The organism is Actinoplanes sp. NPDC051343, assembly GCF_044455125.1.
Taxonomy (GTDB): domain Bacteria; phylum Actinomycetota; class Actinomycetes; order Mycobacteriales; family Micromonosporaceae; genus Actinoplanes.
The window spans coordinates 877,489-892,504 of sequence record NZ_JBITEL010000001.1 but is presented as its reverse complement, the minus strand read 5'-3'; the positions used below and the strand labels follow the sequence as shown (position 1 = coordinate 892,504).

16 protein-coding genes are annotated in these 15,016 nt (G+C 71.2%); 11 read left to right on the top strand and 5 right to left on the bottom strand.

Annotated features, from left to right (window positions below):
* Nucleotides 1-103: 103 nt before the first annotated feature.
* From ACIA5C_RS03890 to ACIA5C_RS03880, 3 genes are all read left to right on the top strand, one after another.
* Nucleotides 104-373, top strand: a complete 270-nt coding sequence (locus ACIA5C_RS03890) for a hypothetical protein (protein ID WP_396050937.1) — start codon at nucleotides 104-106, stop codon at nucleotides 371-373.
* Between the two features lie 636 nt (nucleotides 374-1,009).
* Nucleotides 1,010-2,659 (top strand): glycoside hydrolase family 43 protein, encoded by a 1,650-nt coding sequence (locus ACIA5C_RS03885; protein ID WP_396050936.1) that lies wholly within the window; start codon nucleotides 1,010-1,012, stop codon nucleotides 2,657-2,659.
* 39 nt (nucleotides 2,660-2,698) lie between these two features.
* On the top strand, nucleotides 2,699-3,409 hold the full coding sequence (locus tag ACIA5C_RS03880) for an alpha/beta hydrolase (protein WP_396050934.1): 711 nt from the start codon (nucleotides 2,699-2,701) through the stop codon (nucleotides 3,407-3,409).
* Here the strand turns inward: ACIA5C_RS03880 and ACIA5C_RS03875 are convergent.
* On the bottom strand, nucleotides 3,384-3,680 hold the full coding sequence (locus ACIA5C_RS03875; protein ID WP_396050933.1) for a GNAT family N-acetyltransferase: 297 nt from the start codon (nucleotides 3,678-3,680) through the stop codon (nucleotides 3,384-3,386). The two genes, ACIA5C_RS03880 and ACIA5C_RS03875, sit on opposite strands and share 26 nt — an antisense overlap.
* A gap of 140 nt (nucleotides 3,681-3,820) precedes the next feature.
* Here ACIA5C_RS03875 and ACIA5C_RS03870 point away from each other — a divergent pair, with 140 nt between their 5' ends.
* The gene (locus tag ACIA5C_RS03870) at nucleotides 3,821-5,044 is read left to right on the top strand and encodes a serpin family protein (protein WP_396050931.1); all 1,224 of its coding nucleotides are present in this window, start codon (nucleotides 3,821-3,823) and stop codon (nucleotides 5,042-5,044) included.
* On the opposite strand, the gene ACIA5C_RS03865 is transcribed toward ACIA5C_RS03870, so the two are convergent.
* The gene (locus ACIA5C_RS03865) at nucleotides 5,041-6,597 is read right to left on the bottom strand and encodes a family 16 glycosylhydrolase (RefSeq protein WP_396050929.1); all 1,557 of its coding nucleotides are present in this window, start codon (nucleotides 6,595-6,597) and stop codon (nucleotides 5,041-5,043) included. The two genes, ACIA5C_RS03870 and ACIA5C_RS03865, sit on opposite strands and share 4 nt — an antisense overlap.
* 186 nt (nucleotides 6,598-6,783) lie before the next feature.
* Here ACIA5C_RS03865 and ACIA5C_RS03860 point away from each other — a divergent pair, with 186 nt between their 5' ends.
* On the top strand, nucleotides 6,784-7,272 hold the full coding sequence (locus ACIA5C_RS03860) for a DinB family protein (protein ID WP_396050927.1): 489 nt from the start codon (nucleotides 6,784-6,786) through the stop codon (nucleotides 7,270-7,272).
* 57 nt (nucleotides 7,273-7,329) lie between these two features.
* Here ACIA5C_RS03860 and ACIA5C_RS03855 read toward each other — a convergent pair whose 3' ends face one another.
* A complete protein-coding gene (locus ACIA5C_RS03855) occupies nucleotides 7,330-9,156 on the bottom strand; it encodes an anthranilate synthase family protein (protein ID WP_396050925.1) in 1,827 nt (608 codons plus the stop codon).
* Between the two features lie 186 nt (nucleotides 9,157-9,342).
* Nucleotides 9,343-9,576, bottom strand: coding sequence for a hypothetical protein (locus ACIA5C_RS03850; RefSeq protein WP_396050923.1), 234 nt, complete (start codon nucleotides 9,574-9,576; stop codon nucleotides 9,343-9,345).
* A gap of 193 nt (nucleotides 9,577-9,769) precedes the next feature.
* On the opposite strand from ACIA5C_RS03850, the gene ACIA5C_RS03845 reads away from it, so the two are divergent.
* The 4 genes from ACIA5C_RS03845 to ACIA5C_RS03830 all read left to right on the top strand — a co-directional run bounded on the left by ACIA5C_RS03845 (nucleotide 9,770) and on the right by ACIA5C_RS03830 (nucleotide 13,066).
* A complete protein-coding gene (locus ACIA5C_RS03845) occupies nucleotides 9,770-10,144 on the top strand; it encodes a response regulator transcription factor (RefSeq protein ID WP_396050921.1) in 375 nt (124 codons plus the stop codon).
* A gap of 75 nt (nucleotides 10,145-10,219) precedes the next feature.
* Nucleotides 10,220-10,597 (top strand): response regulator transcription factor, encoded by a 378-nt coding sequence (locus ACIA5C_RS03840; protein ID WP_396050920.1) that lies wholly within the window; start codon nucleotides 10,220-10,222, stop codon nucleotides 10,595-10,597.
* Nucleotides 10,594-11,646, top strand: coding sequence for a HEAT repeat domain-containing protein (locus ACIA5C_RS03835; protein WP_396050918.1), 1,053 nt, complete (start codon nucleotides 10,594-10,596; stop codon nucleotides 11,644-11,646). Before ACIA5C_RS03840 ends, ACIA5C_RS03835 begins: the two co-directional genes overlap by 4 nt.
* Nucleotides 11,639-13,066 (top strand): glycosyltransferase family 2 protein, encoded by a 1,428-nt coding sequence (locus ACIA5C_RS03830; RefSeq protein ID WP_396050917.1) that lies wholly within the window; start codon nucleotides 11,639-11,641, stop codon nucleotides 13,064-13,066. The genes ACIA5C_RS03835 and ACIA5C_RS03830 overlap by 8 nt, the downstream gene beginning before the upstream one ends.
* Here the strand turns inward: ACIA5C_RS03830 and ACIA5C_RS03825 are convergent.
* A complete protein-coding gene (locus ACIA5C_RS03825; RefSeq protein ID WP_396050916.1) occupies nucleotides 13,063-13,896 on the bottom strand; it encodes a polysaccharide deacetylase family protein in 834 nt (277 codons plus the stop codon). The two genes, ACIA5C_RS03830 and ACIA5C_RS03825, sit on opposite strands and share 4 nt — an antisense overlap.
* Before the next feature lie 70 nt (nucleotides 13,897-13,966).
* Here ACIA5C_RS03825 and ACIA5C_RS03820 point away from each other — a divergent pair, with 70 nt between their 5' ends.
* The gene (locus ACIA5C_RS03820; protein ID WP_396050914.1) at nucleotides 13,967-14,287 is read left to right on the top strand and encodes a hypothetical protein; all 321 of its coding nucleotides are present in this window, start codon (nucleotides 13,967-13,969) and stop codon (nucleotides 14,285-14,287) included.
* The gene (locus tag ACIA5C_RS03815; RefSeq protein WP_396050912.1) at nucleotides 14,284-14,523 is read left to right on the top strand and encodes an alpha/beta hydrolase fold domain-containing protein; all 240 of its coding nucleotides are present in this window, start codon (nucleotides 14,284-14,286) and stop codon (nucleotides 14,521-14,523) included. The genes ACIA5C_RS03820 and ACIA5C_RS03815 overlap by 4 nt, the downstream gene beginning before the upstream one ends.
* The last annotated feature ends 493 nt before the right edge of the window (nucleotides 14,524-15,016 follow it).

The following is a 15,016-nucleotide window of genomic DNA, read 5'->3' as shown; positions in this document are numbered from 1 at the left end:
GATTGGACAAACCCCGAAACAACGATCTTCGCGCCGGAGCGTTTATCCAGGAGAGGGGTATGGGTATCCGCGTCGCGCCATCGAGCCACAGGGGGTTTTCTTCATGACCGAGCCGCAGGTCACCTTGGATCCGCACAGCCTCAACCAGGTCGAGGAGAAGCTGCGCCGGCCACTCGAGGAACAGCTGACTTCGGCCCTACAGGCCGCAACCGAGCAAACCCGCCAGACGTACGCCGGTGAGCCTGTCGAAACGGTCTGCCAGCAGCTCCTGGACCGCACGAAGGAGCACCTGCACCCGGACATCGCGGCCGGCTTCCAGCCCGACCACGCCCAGCTGCGCCAGGTGGCCGAGGCAATCGCCGCGGGTCGCTAGCCGCGGAGCCGACGACCTGACCGGCCGAGGTCCGCGCCGGTCAATTCGGCAAGGTCCACTTGCGCGGCAGGCACGGCCCCGCCGCGAGCGGATGTTCGAGCCCTCGTCAGCGCTCGGCCGCCACCCTCGCCGGTAGTGGGCCGGCGCCGAGCCATGCGAGCACGTCGAACTCGCGACCATCGTCACGGCCTGCGTGGTGAACTCGGCCCCGACCCCGCTCAGCAGGTCGGACAGATCCAGGCCGTCCGCAGGCCGGTCCCACCCGGACCCGGACCGCCTGGCGGCCAGCTGCGCATAGGCCCTCGCCGCCTTCAGCGCCTGCGCCCGCAGCAGAACCGAGCGACGCCTCGACGGCGAGCTCCCGCCCGGCTTGCTTCGCCTGTGGACCGCGACCGGAGAGCAGCCGCCGCCGGCCCCGGCTGCCCGTGGCGTCAGAGCCACTCTCGACGGCTCGCCACGAGCTGTAGCGCTACAGCGGCAACTCGAACAGCCGGGCGACGGCCAAAGAGAGCGGCACGCCGGCGACCACGACGACCACCCGTTTCGCCACAAACCTGTGTACCGACCTCTTCGACGGATGGTTCAATGGCCGCAATTTACGGTATAGTCGCGAAACTTACGACGCTTAGGATGGGCATGACCAGCCATACGACGCCAGCTGAAGTCGAAACTGAGCAGCGCACCATCCACAACCCGGTGCTGCCCGGCTTCCACCCCGACCCGTCGATCCTGCGGGTCGGCACCGACTACTACATCGCCACCTCGACCTTCGAGTGGTTCCCGGCGGTCCGGCTGCACCACTCCACCGACCTGGTCAGCTGGCGCCCGATGCGCGGGGCGCTGACCGAGAAGCGGCTGCTCGACCTGACCGGCGCGGGCGACTCCTGCGGGGTGTGGGCGCCCAACCTGACCTGGGCCGACGGCCTCTTCTACCTGGTCTACACCGACGTCGCGACGTTCCTGTCCGGCTATTGGGACCCGCAGAACTATGTGGTCACCGCAACCGACCCGTCCGGACCGTGGTCCGACCCGGTGGTGCTGCACGGGCGCGGCTTCGACGCGTCGTTCTTCCACGACGACGACGGCACGACCTGGATGCTGTCGATGGTCGCCGACTGGCGTCCGGGGCGGAACCGGTTCGCCGGCATCTCGATCCAGCAGTACGACCGGTCGGCGCGCCGGTTGACCGGCCCCGAGCACATGATCTTCACCGGCACGGCGGCGGCGCTCACCGAGGGCCCCAACCTTTATCGCATCGACGGCTGGTACTACCTGGTCACGGCCGAGGGCGGCACGAGCTGGGAGCACCAGGTCACCGTCGCTCGCTCGCGCGAGCTCCTGGGGCCGTACGAGGCGGACCCGGCCGGCCCGATGATCACGTCGCTGGGCCGTCCCGACCTGGCGCTGCAGAAGGCGGGACACGGCAGCCTCGTCTCCACACCGGACGGTGAATGGTTCCTGGCCCATCTGGTCGGGCGTCCCTACACACCGCTCGGCCGGTGTGTGCTCGGGCGGGAGACCGCGATCCAGCGGGTCACCTGGAGTCCCGACGGGTGGCCGCGGGTCGACGGCGGCATACCGGTCGACGACGTGCCGGGCCCCGGTGCTGTCTCAGCCTCGCCTTCCGCGTCTCTGCCGTCGGACGAAGCCGACGAATTCGACTCGGCCACGCTCGGGCTCGACTGGTCGACGCTGCGCCGCCCGGCCGGTCCGGACTGGGTCACCCTCGCCGCGCGGCCCGGCTTCCTGCGCATCTTCGGCGGCCAGTCGGCGGCGGGCCGTCAACGGCCCAGCCTGGTCGCCCGGCGGGTCACCGCCTTCCGCTGCTCGCTGGAGACCGTGGTCGAGTTCGAGCCCCGCAACTATCGGCAGCTGGCCGGCCTGACCGCCTACTACAACTCCCGCAACTGGTACTACCTGCACGTCACCGCCGACGACGACGGCCGCCCGGTCCTCGACCTGCTGGCCTGTGACAACGGCCGGGTCAGCGTCGTGCCCGGGGTGCGGCGCCCGCTCACCGGCGGCCTCGGCGTCGGCCTCCGAGCCACGTTCGACGGCCCCTCGCTGACGTTCGCCTGGGCCGGACGCCCCGGCGAAGGACCGTGGCAGGACGTCGGCCCGGTGCTCGACGCCACCACGCTCTCCGATGAGTACGCGGCCAACGTCGTCGCCGGTGAACCCGAGGCGTGGGGCTTCACCGGGGCTTTCCTGGGCCTCTGGGTGCAGGACCTGGGCGCCGAGGGCGGTTTCGCCGACTTCGACCGGGCGGTCTACCGCACCTGGTGAGAAGGGGGCGGGTGGGCCGGGGGTCGTAGGCTGCCGGCCATGGCCGCTCCCGATTTCCTGAAGCCGTTCGTGCTGCCGGTCCCACCAGCCGAGCCGGAACGCCACGATCGAGTCGACCTTTACCTGCCTTCCTCGTCGCAGCCCCGCCCGGCGATCGTGTTCGTGCACGGCGGCCCGGTCCCGGCCGGGCTGACCCCGACGCCGCGCGAGTGGCCGGTCTTCCGGGGGTACGCCTCGCTGGCCGCCGCTCGCGGCTACGCCGGCGTCACGGTCGACCACCGGCTCCACCACCCGGGTGCCTACCCGGACGCCGCCGATGACGTGGCCGCCGCCGTCGAACTGGCCCGCGCCGATCCCCGCGTCGACGCCGACCGGGTGGCCCTCTGGTTCTTCTCCGGCGGTGGCCCGCTCTCCGCCGACTGGCTTCGCGCCCCGAAGCCGTGGCTGCGCTGCGTGGCCCTCACCTACCCGCTCCTGGCCGAACTGCCGGGCTTCGGCCTCGACGCCCGCTTCCGGCCGGTGGAGGCCGCGGCCACCACGGTCCCGGTGGTGCTGACCCGGGTGGGCCTCGAAAACCCGGTGATCGCCGCGACGGTCGAGGCGTTCGTCGAAGCGGCCCGCGCCGGTGCCACCCCGCTGACCGTCGTCGACGTGCCGAACGGCCACCACAGCTTCGACATGCTCGATGACACCGACGAGTCCCGGGCCGCGATCGAGCAGGCCTTCACCGCCGTCGAGGCCCGTCTTTGACGCACACCGCGTAGGGGGCGTCGTCCCGTTCGCCCTCGAGGCCTTCGACCAGGCCGCGGCTGCGGATCTCGCCGGCGTACCGCATCCCGATCCGCTCCATGACCGCCCGCGATCGCACGTTGTGCCGGATCGTGCACGACACCACCGCCCGGACCCCCAGCGTGTCGAAGGCGAACGCCAGCGCCGCCCGCCCCAGCTCCGACGGGTAGCCCCGGCCCCAGAACGCTCCGCGTACCGCCCACCCGATCTCGACCCAGCTTTCGTGCGCCACGAACGGCCGGCGCTCCGGGTGTTCGGCGCACCCACGGCTCGTCGGGGAGGAACCGGTAGAGCTTTTCCATGCCGCCGAACCTCGCACGGAACGCCCGGCGCCGTCCCACCGTCTTACCCGGCACACAGGAGGGCGACCCTTTGAAAAAGACACTCACCGCGGCTCTGGCCTGCGCCGCGCTGCTGCTGGCCGCCTGCGGATCACCCGCGCCGCGCGGTGACGCCGCGCGCATCGACAAGAAGCTGGTCGCCGACCTCAAGCCCGGCGACGCCCAAACCGTCGGCCAGGCCGTCGACGCCTTCGGGTTCGACCTGTTCGGCAAGCTCGCCGACGGCAAGGCCAACACGATCGTGTCGCCGCTGTCGATGACCGCACTCCTGGCCATGCTGCTGGCCGGGGCGGACGGTGGCACCGCGACCGAGATCGCCAAGGTCCTGCACCTGAACGACCGCCGCGACGTGCGGGTCGGCGCGCTGCTGCGGCAACTCTCCGACACCGACCAGGTGACACTCTCGGTGGCCGATGCGCTCTGGGCCGGCCCGAACGTGCCGCTCCAGACGGACTACGAAGAGTTCCTGAAGAAGACCTTCGGTGCGACCGTGCAGAACGGTGACCTCGGCTCGCCGGCCACCGCCGCGGACATCGACAAGTGGGCGCGCAAGAACACAAACAAGCTCATCGACGGTATCGCCCAGGACCTCGGGCTGCCCGACTCGTCGGCCGTGCTGGTGCTGCTCAACGCCGTCTACTTCCTCGGCCGGTGGAAGACACCGTTCGACCCCTCACTCACCCGGCCGGAGCCCTTTCAGCAGGTCGGCAACGTGCCGATGATGCACCTGAACGACGAGAGCTTCGGTTACACCCAGCGCGACGGCTATCGGATGCTGCGCCTGCCTTACGGCAAGCACGGGCGGTACGCGATGGAGGTCATGCTCCCCGACGACCGGCACACCCTGACCGACATGCTCGGCCATCTCGACGCCACCGAATGGCGTTCCACGGTGTCCGCGCTGCAGCCCACGCAGATCGACGAGCTGGCGCTGCCGAAGTTCGAGCTTCGCTGGAAAGGAGGCCTCAACGACGTGCTGGCCCGGCTCGGGATGCCCACGGCGTTCGGACCGAACGCGGACTTCCGCCCGATGTCCACGGTCAACGCGCCGCTGTCCGGGGTGGTGCAGAAGACGTACGTGAAGGTCGACGAGCACGGCACCGAGGCCGCCGCGGTCTCCGGCGGTGTCATGGCGACCTCGGCCAGGTCGAATGCGCTGGTCTTCCGCGCCGACCACCCGTTCGCGTTCAGCATTTCCGACCAGCAGACCGGCACGATCCTGTTCCTCGGGGCGGTCACCGACCCCCGGGGCTAACGCGAGTTGTAGACCGCCAGATAGTCGATCTTCATCTGGCCGCCGGAGACGGTCGACGCGGTCGGGCCGCCGCCGAACGCGTCCGGGAAGCCGCCGCCCATGGCCAGGTCGAAGATGATGAAGAACGGGTGGTCGACGGCGTTCGACCAGGTCGAGCCGTCCACCCGGTCCTGGCTGAGCGTGAAATAGTTCCGGCCGTCCAGGAACCACCGGATCCTCTCGGGCGAGGACGACCGGTCGATCTCCACCGCGTACGTGTGAAAGCCGGTCTGGCACCCGGCGCAAGCCTTCTCCCCGGAGCCGATCCCACTCGACTCGCCGCAGGGGCCGCCGGGGCTGGTCCCGCAATGCAGGGTGCCGAAGACCGAACTGCGCCCGTTGACATCCTCGAGAATGTCGACCTCGCCGATTTTCGGCCAGGTGCCGCCGTTGCGCAGGCCGTTGCCGAGCATCCAGAACGCGGGCCAGTACCCGGCACCGTTCGACTTGGTCACGGCCGGCTGCTCGATCGACGCCTGCATGCGGACCTTGCCGCCCTTGGCTGCCCCGAACGCATCGGACTGCGTCTCGAACCGTCCGGAGGTCCAACCGTTTCCGTCGTGGATCGCCTTGAGCACCAGATGCCCGTCGCCGTCGTGGAAGACGTTGCGAGTGCTGTCGGTCATCGTCTCGATCTCGCCGGTGCCGAACTTGCTGCCCGGCCCGGTGTCATACCGGTACTTGCCGCCGCCGAGGCCGGTGCCCGCCGCCCCGCCGAACGAGTCGGCGAAGGTAAGCGTGAATCCGTCCGGCGGCGCCGGCACAACGCCGCCGCCGTTGCCGGCCTTGGGCGGCGCGGTCTTCTTCGCGGCGGCCTGGCCGGCCGCCGACTTCGACCCGGACGGCGACGGCTTGGCGGTGGGCCGCGCGCTTGACGGGTACGCGGCGTCCGGCACCGCCCCGACGGTCGCCGGACTGGTCGCCCCGCGGTTGAGCGCGGCGTCCGAGGCGTCCGGCGACGCCCGGTGCATCGCAAGCACCGCGGCGCCCGCCACGAGCACGAACACGACAGCGGCCGCAGCCCCACCCATCACCAGTCGCGACGACCGCCCAGCGTGCCGCCCGCCCCGTTCCGGCTCGGCCCCTTCCGGCTCTGTGCCGTTGTCTCTCCAGGCCGGTCGTTGGTCTTCGCGCTCGCGGCCGGCCCGCGGCGGCCGCTGGTCCTGTCGGCCCGTGCCGGTCCACGTCGGACCGGGCTCGCTCCGCAGCGGGTCGTAGGCGGCGGTCCGGAAGTCTCCGGCGTCCGGGCCGCCGGCCGGGTGCTCGGCGGCCCGGCGGATCGGAAGGCCGTCGTTGCCCCGCGGGTCGTACGGTTCGGTGGGTTGAGGGTCATGCCGGTTGGGGGTCTGGTAGCCGGTCAGTTCGTCGATCCAGGAGGGCTCGGCGACGGGCCCGTGTGGCTCCGGCAGCCGGTGGCCCGGCGGCTCGTCTACCCACTGGTCGCGGGCCTCGGCGTGGTGATCCCAAGGCCCGGACGGCTGGCGACGGTCCGGCGGGCCGTAGGAATCCGACATGTCGCTCCTCAGATCGATCAGCGCCGGGGGACGTGGCGGCGGCAAACCTAGCCGCCCCCCAACCATGATCGACAACTCGAACCGACCGTTTTTCCAAGATCTGCACCGGCTCCCGAGAATCCGTTATCCCACTCTGTGCCCCTTCTTAGCCGTGTATTAAGCACGGTCGGGTGAGACATTGCGTGGGTGACTGCGTGTGCGGAGTGTGGGTTTCGATATGAGGAGACGCCGCCGGAAGAGGTGGGGGCGGCGATCGTCGCGGGGGCCGACGACGTGGCGGCATTGCTGAGGGGGCCAGGCGTTCGACTCCGGCCGCGGCCGGAAGTCTGGTCGGCTCTGGAGTATGCCTGCCACCTGCGGGACATGCTGCTCGTGCAGCGGGAGCGGGTGTTGCTCGCGCGCCGGGAAGAACAGCCGGTCGCGGTGCCTATGGGGCGCGATGAGCGGGTCGAGCACGAGGGCTACAACGAGCAGGAGCCGGCCGATGTCGCCCGGCAGCTCGCGGACGCCGCGCGGCTCCTGGCCAACGTTCTGCGGAGGCTGCCGGGCGAGGCGTGGCAGCTGACCCTGATCTACACCTATCCCGAGCCGGCCGAGCGGCCACTGAGCTGGGTCGCCGCGCACACCCTGCATGAGGTGCGCCATCACCGGATGGACATCGAGCGGCGGAAGTAGGGGCCGGTGGCCCAAGCGGAGGCTCTCGATCCCCTTGGACCACCGACGCTTCTTTCGCTACCCGTTCGTGGCGGGGCTAATCACATCCGGGCGCGATGATTCGGACAGCAGGGGTGGCAGCAGGTCGGCGAGGACGGCGACGCCGTCGCGGCTCAAAACCGACTCGGGGTGGAACTGCACGCCGGCGAAGAAGCGGCCCCGGAGAGCGTGGACCGTGCCGTCGAGGGCATCCCGGGCGACGGCGACCGGGCCATAGGGGCTGGTCAATGCGGCGGACGGGGCGGCCGCGGCGAAGCTCGAGTAGAAGCCGACCCGGCGCGATGCGCCGAACAGATCGACATCGCGGGCGAGACCTTGATAGGGCGACTCGCGCCGGGCGAGGGACAGCCCCAGGAGTACGGCGAGGATTTCGTGGCCCAGGCACACACCGAGCACCGGTCGTCCCGCCGCGAGCAGGTCCGACGTCAAAGATCGCATCGCCGCCATCTTCGGGTCCGAGGGGTCGGACGGGTCGCCCGGGCCGGGGCCGACCACGACCAGGTCGAAGTCGGCCGGCGTGCCCGGTGACGACCACGGCGCGACGGTCACGACCAGGCCCAGCGCCTTCAGGACGTGGGCGAGCATCGCGGTGAACGTGTCCTCGCCGTCGACGATCAGGGCGGTCCGCTGCAGCAGAGCCGGCACGACGAGGGCGTCCGGCTCCCGCGAGTCGAGCCAGAAGCGCGCCAGGCCGTCGTTGCGGGCGGCCAGTGCCGCGCGGACCTCCGGGGACTCGGCTTCCGGGCGTACGGAAATCGGCGCCGTCGCCGTCGCACCCAGCGCCCCCAGAATGCCGGCTGCCTTGGTGTGGGTCTCGGCGATCTCGCCCGCCGCGGTCGAATGCCGCACCAGGGTGGCGCCCACCGGAACCCGCAGCGCGCCGGACGGCGAGATCTCGGCGGTGCGGATCAGGATCGGCGCGTCGAGGGTCTGGCGTCCGGCTGCGTCGTGGTCGAGGAGCGCGAGGACGCCGGCGTAGTAGCCGCGGCCGCGGCGTTCGTGGCGGGCGATGACCCGGCAGGCGTTCTCGATCGGGCTGCCGGTGACGGTCGGTGCGAACATCGTTTCCCGCAGGACGTCGCGCACGTCGAGTGAGCCCTTGCCGGCCAGCAGGTATTCGGTGTGGGTGAGGTGGGCCATCTGCTTGAGGTAGGGCCCGGCCACCTGGCCGCCCTGCTCGGCGACCTTGGCCATCATCTTGAGTTCCTCGTCGAGCACCATGTAGAGCTCCTCGACCTCCTTCGGGTCGCGGAGGAAGTCGAGCAGCGACCCGGAGCCGTTCCGGAAGGTGCCGCTGATCGGGTTCATCATGACCAGGCCGTCGGCGACGCTGACATGCCGTTCCGGGGTGGCGCCGACCAGGATCCGGGTGCCGGTGCTCACCAGGAACGTCCAGTACGTGCCGGACTCGGCGGCCAGCAGGCGTCCGAATGCCGCCCGGGCCGCGGACAGCGGGTCGCCGGACACCCGGCCCTGGAAGACCCGGTGGATCACGAAGTTGGCGCCCTCGCCGTGACCGATCTCGTCGCGCAGAACCTGTTCGACGATCCGGCCGTACTCGTCGTCGGTCAGGTCGAAACCGCGGCCGGTGATGTTAAGCGGCCCGGCCGGGAAGGCGTCGAGCGGCTCTTCCCGGCGGGACGTGACCGGCAGGCATTCGAGTGGCGCGCCGTCGTCGACGCATTCGAAGCCGCGTTCGGCGATCTGCCGGTAGGGGATGACCGCGAGCGTGGGCCGGCCGGGTTCGAGCGGGATCTCGGCCAGCGTGCCGACGGTGACGACGTCTCCGGTGAGCACCTCGACGTGGTCGGCGCCGTCGCGGTGGAGCAGGGCGAACGGTTGCATGTGGTCCTCTTCCTCGGCTGGGGCGCCGCCGAGGTGAGGCCACGAAAAACGGCCGCCTCGGTGAGGCGGCCGCGTGGTGGTTACGCGCGGGAGAAGTGGCCGCCGGTCAGGCGGGCCACCACATCATGTTTTTATGCGCGCGCATGGCGAGGAGCATACGGGCGCGCCTTGCGGCACGCCAGCATTTCAGGCCGCGAAGGCCGACTGTACGGCCGTACGCGCCCACTGCATGCGCCCGAGCGCGCAGTCGGGGTGCTCGCCGAACTCCTGGGCGACGAGTTCCGCGCAGCCGGTCTCGCCGAGGCGCCCGACCGTGTCGAGGACGGCCTTGCGGATCGACTCGGGGGTGGGCTGCTGGGAACGCTGCAGGTTTGAAACGAACAGCGCCTCGCTGCGCACGTGCTGGTCGAACGCGATCATCGGCTTCCTCCGGCCTCGGCGGTCATTCTGGTCGGCTGCAATCAGAAGACCGGAGCGGGGCTGCAAGCGCGCTGCAGCCGGGTTGCGCCTGGGTTGCGGTCGGCTTTCGCGAGCGGGCGTCCCGACCCGGATCAACCGGATATGGTGCGAATCAGTACGGTGAAGACGGGCCGACCAGCTGGGGGGAAATGCCGTGACGGTGGTCCTGGTCGCCGACGACGACGCCGACATCCGCGACCTGGTGGCGTTCAAGCTGGAACAGGCGGGGTTCGAGGTCATCGCCGTCGATGACGGCCACACCGCACTCGAACAGGCCCAGAGCCGCAAGCCCACGCTGGCAGTGCTGGACGTGTCGATGCCCGGGCTCTCCGGCATCGACGTCTGCCGGATGCTGCGCTCCGAGCCGGCCACGGCCGGCATCCTGATCATCATGCTCACCGCGCGGGTGCAGGAGCAGGACGTCGAGGGCGGGTTCAGCGCCGGCGCCGACGACTACGTGACCAAGCCGTTCAGCCCGCGGGAACTCGTCTCCCGCATCCAGGCGCTGCTGAGTCGCGCCCGGGCGTAAGCCGGGCTTTGCCACCGGGACGCCACGAAACGGATATATTTCTCGTATCGTCAAGGGCGCGAGGCGGTGGAGTGGATGAGCACGGTCCTCCTGGCCGAGGACGATCCTGACATCCGGCACCTGGTCTCGGCCAAGCTGCTCCGCAGTGGCTTCGACGTGATCGAGACCGCGGACGGGGCCGAGGCGCTCGCCGCGATCCGCCGCCGGCGTCCCGACCTGGTGCTGATCGACCTGCGCATGCCCCGGCTCGAAGGCCTCGAGGTACTCCGCGAACTGCGCGCCGACCCGGGCACCGCCCGCCTGCCGGTCATCGTGCTGACCGCCCGCACCCGGGGGCTCGACGCCCAGCTGGGCTACGCGGCCGGTGCCACCGACTACATCGTCAAGCCGTTCAGCCCGCGCGAGCTGGTGCGCCGGGTCGAGGACGTGCTGACCCGGGCGGGCAGTCCATGATCGTGCTGTACGTCCTCGCCCTGGAGCTTCTCGCCGCGGCCGCCATCGTGGTCGTGCGCGGGCTGCGGACCATACGGAGGAGGAGGCTGGCCGCCCTCGGCGCCGGACCCCGCCGGGCGTTGCTCGCCTTCCTCGCCGACAACGGCGAGGTAGGCAGCGAGGACCTCATCGCCATCCCGTCGGACGCCTGGCGGGCGGTGCTCCCGGTCGCGCTCAACCTGCTGGCCCAGCTGCGCGGGGAGGCGCACGCCGCACTGGTTTCGGTGTTCCTGCACCGCGGTGCCGGCCGGGCGGCGCTGGCCGACCTGCATGCCCGCAGCGCCGTCCGACGGGCCCGGGCGGCCCAGCTGCTCGGCGACCTCGAGCTGACCGAGGCGGTGCCCGAGCTGTGCCGGCTGCTCACTGACCGCGACCACGAGGTGCGGGCGGTCGCCGTCCGCGCGCTCGGCAAGATCGGGGAGCCGTCCGCCGCCTGGCGGATCATCGCCGGCCTCGACCGGCCCGACCCGGTGCCGGCCCTGCTCGCCACCCAAACGCTGGTGCAGCTCGGACGCGAGGCGGAAGTGGTGCTCTCGGCCGCGCTCGACCACCCGCAGGCCCGGGTGCGGGCGGTCTGCCTGGACGCGCTCGGCCTGCTCGGGGCGACCGGGGCCGTGCACCGGATGGCGAGGGTGCTGCGCGACGACGAGGTGCTCGAAGTGCGGCGGGCGGCCGCCGCGAATTTGGGTCGGTTGGGGACGCGTACGGCAATGAAGCCCTTGACCGATGCGCTGGAGCCGGCCCGGCCGGCGACCCTGCGCGCCGCTGCCGCCCAGGCCCTCGGCGATCTCGGATCGCCGAACGCGGTGCCCTACCTGACCGCCCTGCTCGGCGACCCGGAATTCCAGGTCGCTCACCAGGCGGCCCACGCTCTGAGGCGGCTCGGAGGACCCGGACTGGACGCTCTGCGGGACACCCGCCCCTCCGGCGGCACGGCCGCCGGCCACTGCGAGGAGGCGCTTGCCGCCGCGGCCGTCCACGACATCGGATTGGCGATAGCCAGTGCATGACTTCGTCCGGCAACTGCTCCGCGGCTCCGACATCGCGATCTTCGCCTACTTCGTGGCGCTGAACAGCAGCTGTCTGGTGCTGATCGGGCCGGCGGCGGCCGGCTTTGCCAGGCAACTGCGCCGGGCCGCGTTCGCCGGGACGGACGACATGTTCCGCAGCCCGCTCACGCCGCCGGTGTCGGTCATCGTCCCGGCCCGCGACGAGGGCGCCGCGATCGTGCCGGCGGTGCTGGCGATGACCGCGCTGCGCTATCCGCGGTACGAGGTCGTGGTCGTCGACGACGGCTCGACCGACGACACGTTCGAGAGGCTGCGCGAGCAGTTCGACCTGGTCGAGGTGCCGCGGGTGATGCCGGGGGAGGTGCCCTACCGCTCCGAGGTGATCGCGGTGTTCGTCGCGCGGGCCGACCCGGAGACGCTGACCGTGGTCCGCAAGACCGCCGGCGGCAGGGCGGACGCCGTCAACGTCGGCATCAACCTGGCCCGGCACCCGCTGATCTGCATGGTCGACGCGGACGCGCTGCTCGACCCGGACGCCCTGCTGTCGGTGACCAAGCCGATCGGCGACGACCCGCTGCGGGTGGCCGCCTGCGGCGGCATGATGCGCATTGCGAACGGCTGCCGGGTGGTGGGTGGCCGGGTGGTGGACGTACGGATGCCGCGCGGCTGGCCGGCCCGCATCCAGGTCGTCGAGTACCTCCGGGCCTTCCTGATGAGCCGCACCGGCTGGTCGCGGGCCGGCGGCCCGGTCGTGATCAGCGGGGCGTTGCGGGTGTTCCGGCGCGATTTGGTGGTGCGGGTCGGTGGGATGGACCCGCAGACCGTGGGCGAGGACGCCGAACTGATGGTCCGGCTGCACCGCCACCTGCGCGAGCGGGGCGAGGACTACCGCACCGTGTTCGTCGCCGAGCCGGTCGGCTGGAGCGAGGCCCCGTCGTCGATGAGGGCGCTCGGCCGGCAGCGCCGCCGCCGGCACCGGGGCATCGCCGAGATCCTCGGCAGGCACCGGGGCATGATATTCCGCCCTCGCTACGGGCGGGTCGGGATGGTGGCCCTGCCCTACTACCTGATCTTCGAGCTGCTGGCGCCGTTCGTCGAGCTGGCCGCCCTGATCCTGCTCCCGCTCGGCCTGTGGGCGTCGGCGGTCGACGCGGCCTTCGGGTGGCGGTTCGTGCTCGTCGCGTACGGCTATGGCCTGCTGGTCAGTCTGACCGCCCTCTTCGTCCATCGCGGTCCGCGATGGACGGACATCCTGCGCGGGGTCGGGGCGGCCGCGCTGGAGAACTTCGGCTACCGGCAGATCCTCGCGTTGTGGCAGGTGGCCGGCGCGCTCGGTGCCGGGCGCGGCCGCGAAGCGGTCCGGGGAACCACGAACCGGTCCGGTTTCGAGATGGTCGGCGCCGGCCACCGCCCGGACTAAGGAATGTAGTCCTCCAGGCGCGCCGGCGTCAGACCCGCCTTGTGGATCGCCTTGAGCACGGCCAGGAAGTCGTCGACGAAGCGCGGCCGGAAGTGCATGAGGATGATGTCGCCCGGCTGAACCTTGTGCACGCTCTGGTAGAAGACGACGCCGTGGTCGGTCGTTTCATGCCAGTAGAACGCCGCCTTCATCCCGCAGTCGTGCACCACCTTGAGCGTGGTCGCGTCGTGCGTGCCGCCCGGCGGCCGGAACAGCGTCGGCCGCTTCCCGTAGTACTGCTCCAGCTTGTCGGCGCCCCCGCAGATCTCGTGCTTCTGGAAGTCGTAGGAGCGGCCCTTGAGGTTGGGGTGGCTGATGGTGTGGTCCTCGATCGTCACACCCGGCAGGTCGCGCAACGGCTTGAAGTAGTTGGGGTCGTCCTTGATGGCGTTGACCTCGAGGAACAGCGTGATCGGCACGTTCGCGGCCTGGAACAGCTTGAGCGCCATCGGGTCCTTCGACCAGCCGTCGTCGATCGTGATGAACGCGATCTTCTCGTTGGTCGGGATGGCGCTGAACCACCCGGCACCGCCGCCGCCGGGCAGCGTCACCTTGGTCGGGGCGGGCGGCGGGCCGAACTTGGGGACCCGGTTGCGCAGCGCTTCCGGCAGGGCCGCCAAGGCGGCCGCCTGGGCGGTTGCCTGCGGCGACGCCGGCGGGCCCGAGGCCGAGGGCTGGGCCCAGTTGCCGGCTGCGGCCTGGCTTTCCGTACGCGGTGAGCTCGTCCCGCCGGAGCAGCCGGCGAGGATCATCAGCGCCGCGGCCGCCGCGGCCACCCGGATTCTCTTCACGCGCCCGTCCTCAACCTCGATTGATCTTCACTCGTCCTGATGCGTCGAGGAGGGCCAAAAGTTGCGGAGCGTGGAGTTCTTCACTTCGGTCAACCAATCGGGCGGCTCAACCCGTCGGCATGCCGACCTGATCGGCTTCCAGGGCCGCGCGCAGGGTCGCGAGGAATCGCGGCACGGCCTCGCCGACCTCCTCGCCGACGAGCTGTCCGAGCAGGTCGTCGAGGGTTTTCTCGGCCGCGCCGGTCAGCCTTTCCCCGTCGGCGGTGAGCACGAGCAGCGACGAGCGGCGGTCGGCCGGGTTGGCCTGCCGGGCGACCCAGCCGCGCTGCTCGACGCGGTCGACGCCCTTGCCGGCCGCCCCGATGCCGATGGCGAACGCGGCGGAACGTGATCGGCTCGCCCGAAACCGCGCTGTCGCTCACCGCCAACCTGGTCATCCGCACCGGAATGCGGGCGATCTCGGTCGACTACCGGCTCGCGCCCGAGCATCCGTTCCCGGCGGCGATCGAGGACACGGTCGCTGCCTACCGGGCATTGCTGGCCGACGAGGTCGACCCCCGGTCGGTGCCGTTCGCCGGCGACTCGGCCGGCGGCGGCCTCACCGTCACCACCTGCGGCCGATGCTGAGCCCGGCAAGCCGCGCCGACCTGACCGGATTCCCACCCATCCTCCTGCAGGGCGGCACCAACGAGGTCCTGCTCGACGACTCAACTCGATTCGCCAGGTGAGCCCGGGAAGCCGGCGTCGACGTCATCCTCGACATCACGGCCGACGTGCCGCACGTCTTCCAGTCATACGCCGGGGTGCTCGACGAGGCCGACGCGGCGCTCGACCGGGCGGCCCTGTTCCTGAGGCAGCACGTCCGGGCCTAGCGACTCGGGGATCCGGCCGAGGTGGAGGAGCCGACCCCGCTCGGCCGTCTCCCGGAGGGACGCGCCTCGGCTCCGACGGGCTGCTGGGCGTCGAGGCCACCGGCCCGATCGTCAGCACTATGCCGATCTTTCTGTTCGCCCTGGCCTTGAACGCAGCATCCCGTCGCTCGCCGCCTGGCTCGGCCGTTCCTCGTCGCGGTGGCGGTCGCCGGGAGCCGGATCGCGCTGTGCCCGGGAGTTCCACGGGC

Bases quoted from the DNA above. Each gene is read 5' to 3' on its own strand.
- ACIA5C_RS03835 (WP_396050918.1), top strand. From the start codon at position 10,594: ATGATCGTGCTGTACGTCCTCGCCCTGGAGCTTCTCGCCGCGGCCGCC.
- ACIA5C_RS03885 (WP_396050936.1), top strand. From the start codon at position 1,010: ATGACCAGCCATACGACGCCAGCTGAAGTCGAAACTGAGCAGCGCACC.
- ACIA5C_RS03840 (WP_396050920.1), top strand. From the start codon at position 10,220: ATGAGCACGGTCCTCCTGGCCGAGGACGATCCTGACATCCGGCACCTG.
- ACIA5C_RS03880 (WP_396050934.1), top strand. From the start codon at position 2,699: ATGGCCGCTCCCGATTTCCTGAAGCCGTTCGTGCTGCCGGTCCCACCA.
- ACIA5C_RS03865 (WP_396050929.1), bottom strand. From the start codon at position 6,597: ATGTCGGATTCCTACGGCCCGCCGGACCGTCGCCAGCCGTCCGGGCCT.
- ACIA5C_RS03850 (WP_396050923.1), bottom strand. From the start codon at position 9,576: ATGATCGCGTTCGACCAGCACGTGCGCAGCGAGGCGCTGTTCGTTTCA.
- ACIA5C_RS03855 (WP_396050925.1), bottom strand. From the start codon at position 9,156: ATGCAACCGTTCGCCCTGCTCCACCGCGACGGCGCCGACCACGTCGAG.
- ACIA5C_RS03890 (WP_396050937.1), top strand. From the start codon at position 104: ATGACCGAGCCGCAGGTCACCTTGGATCCGCACAGCCTCAACCAGGTC.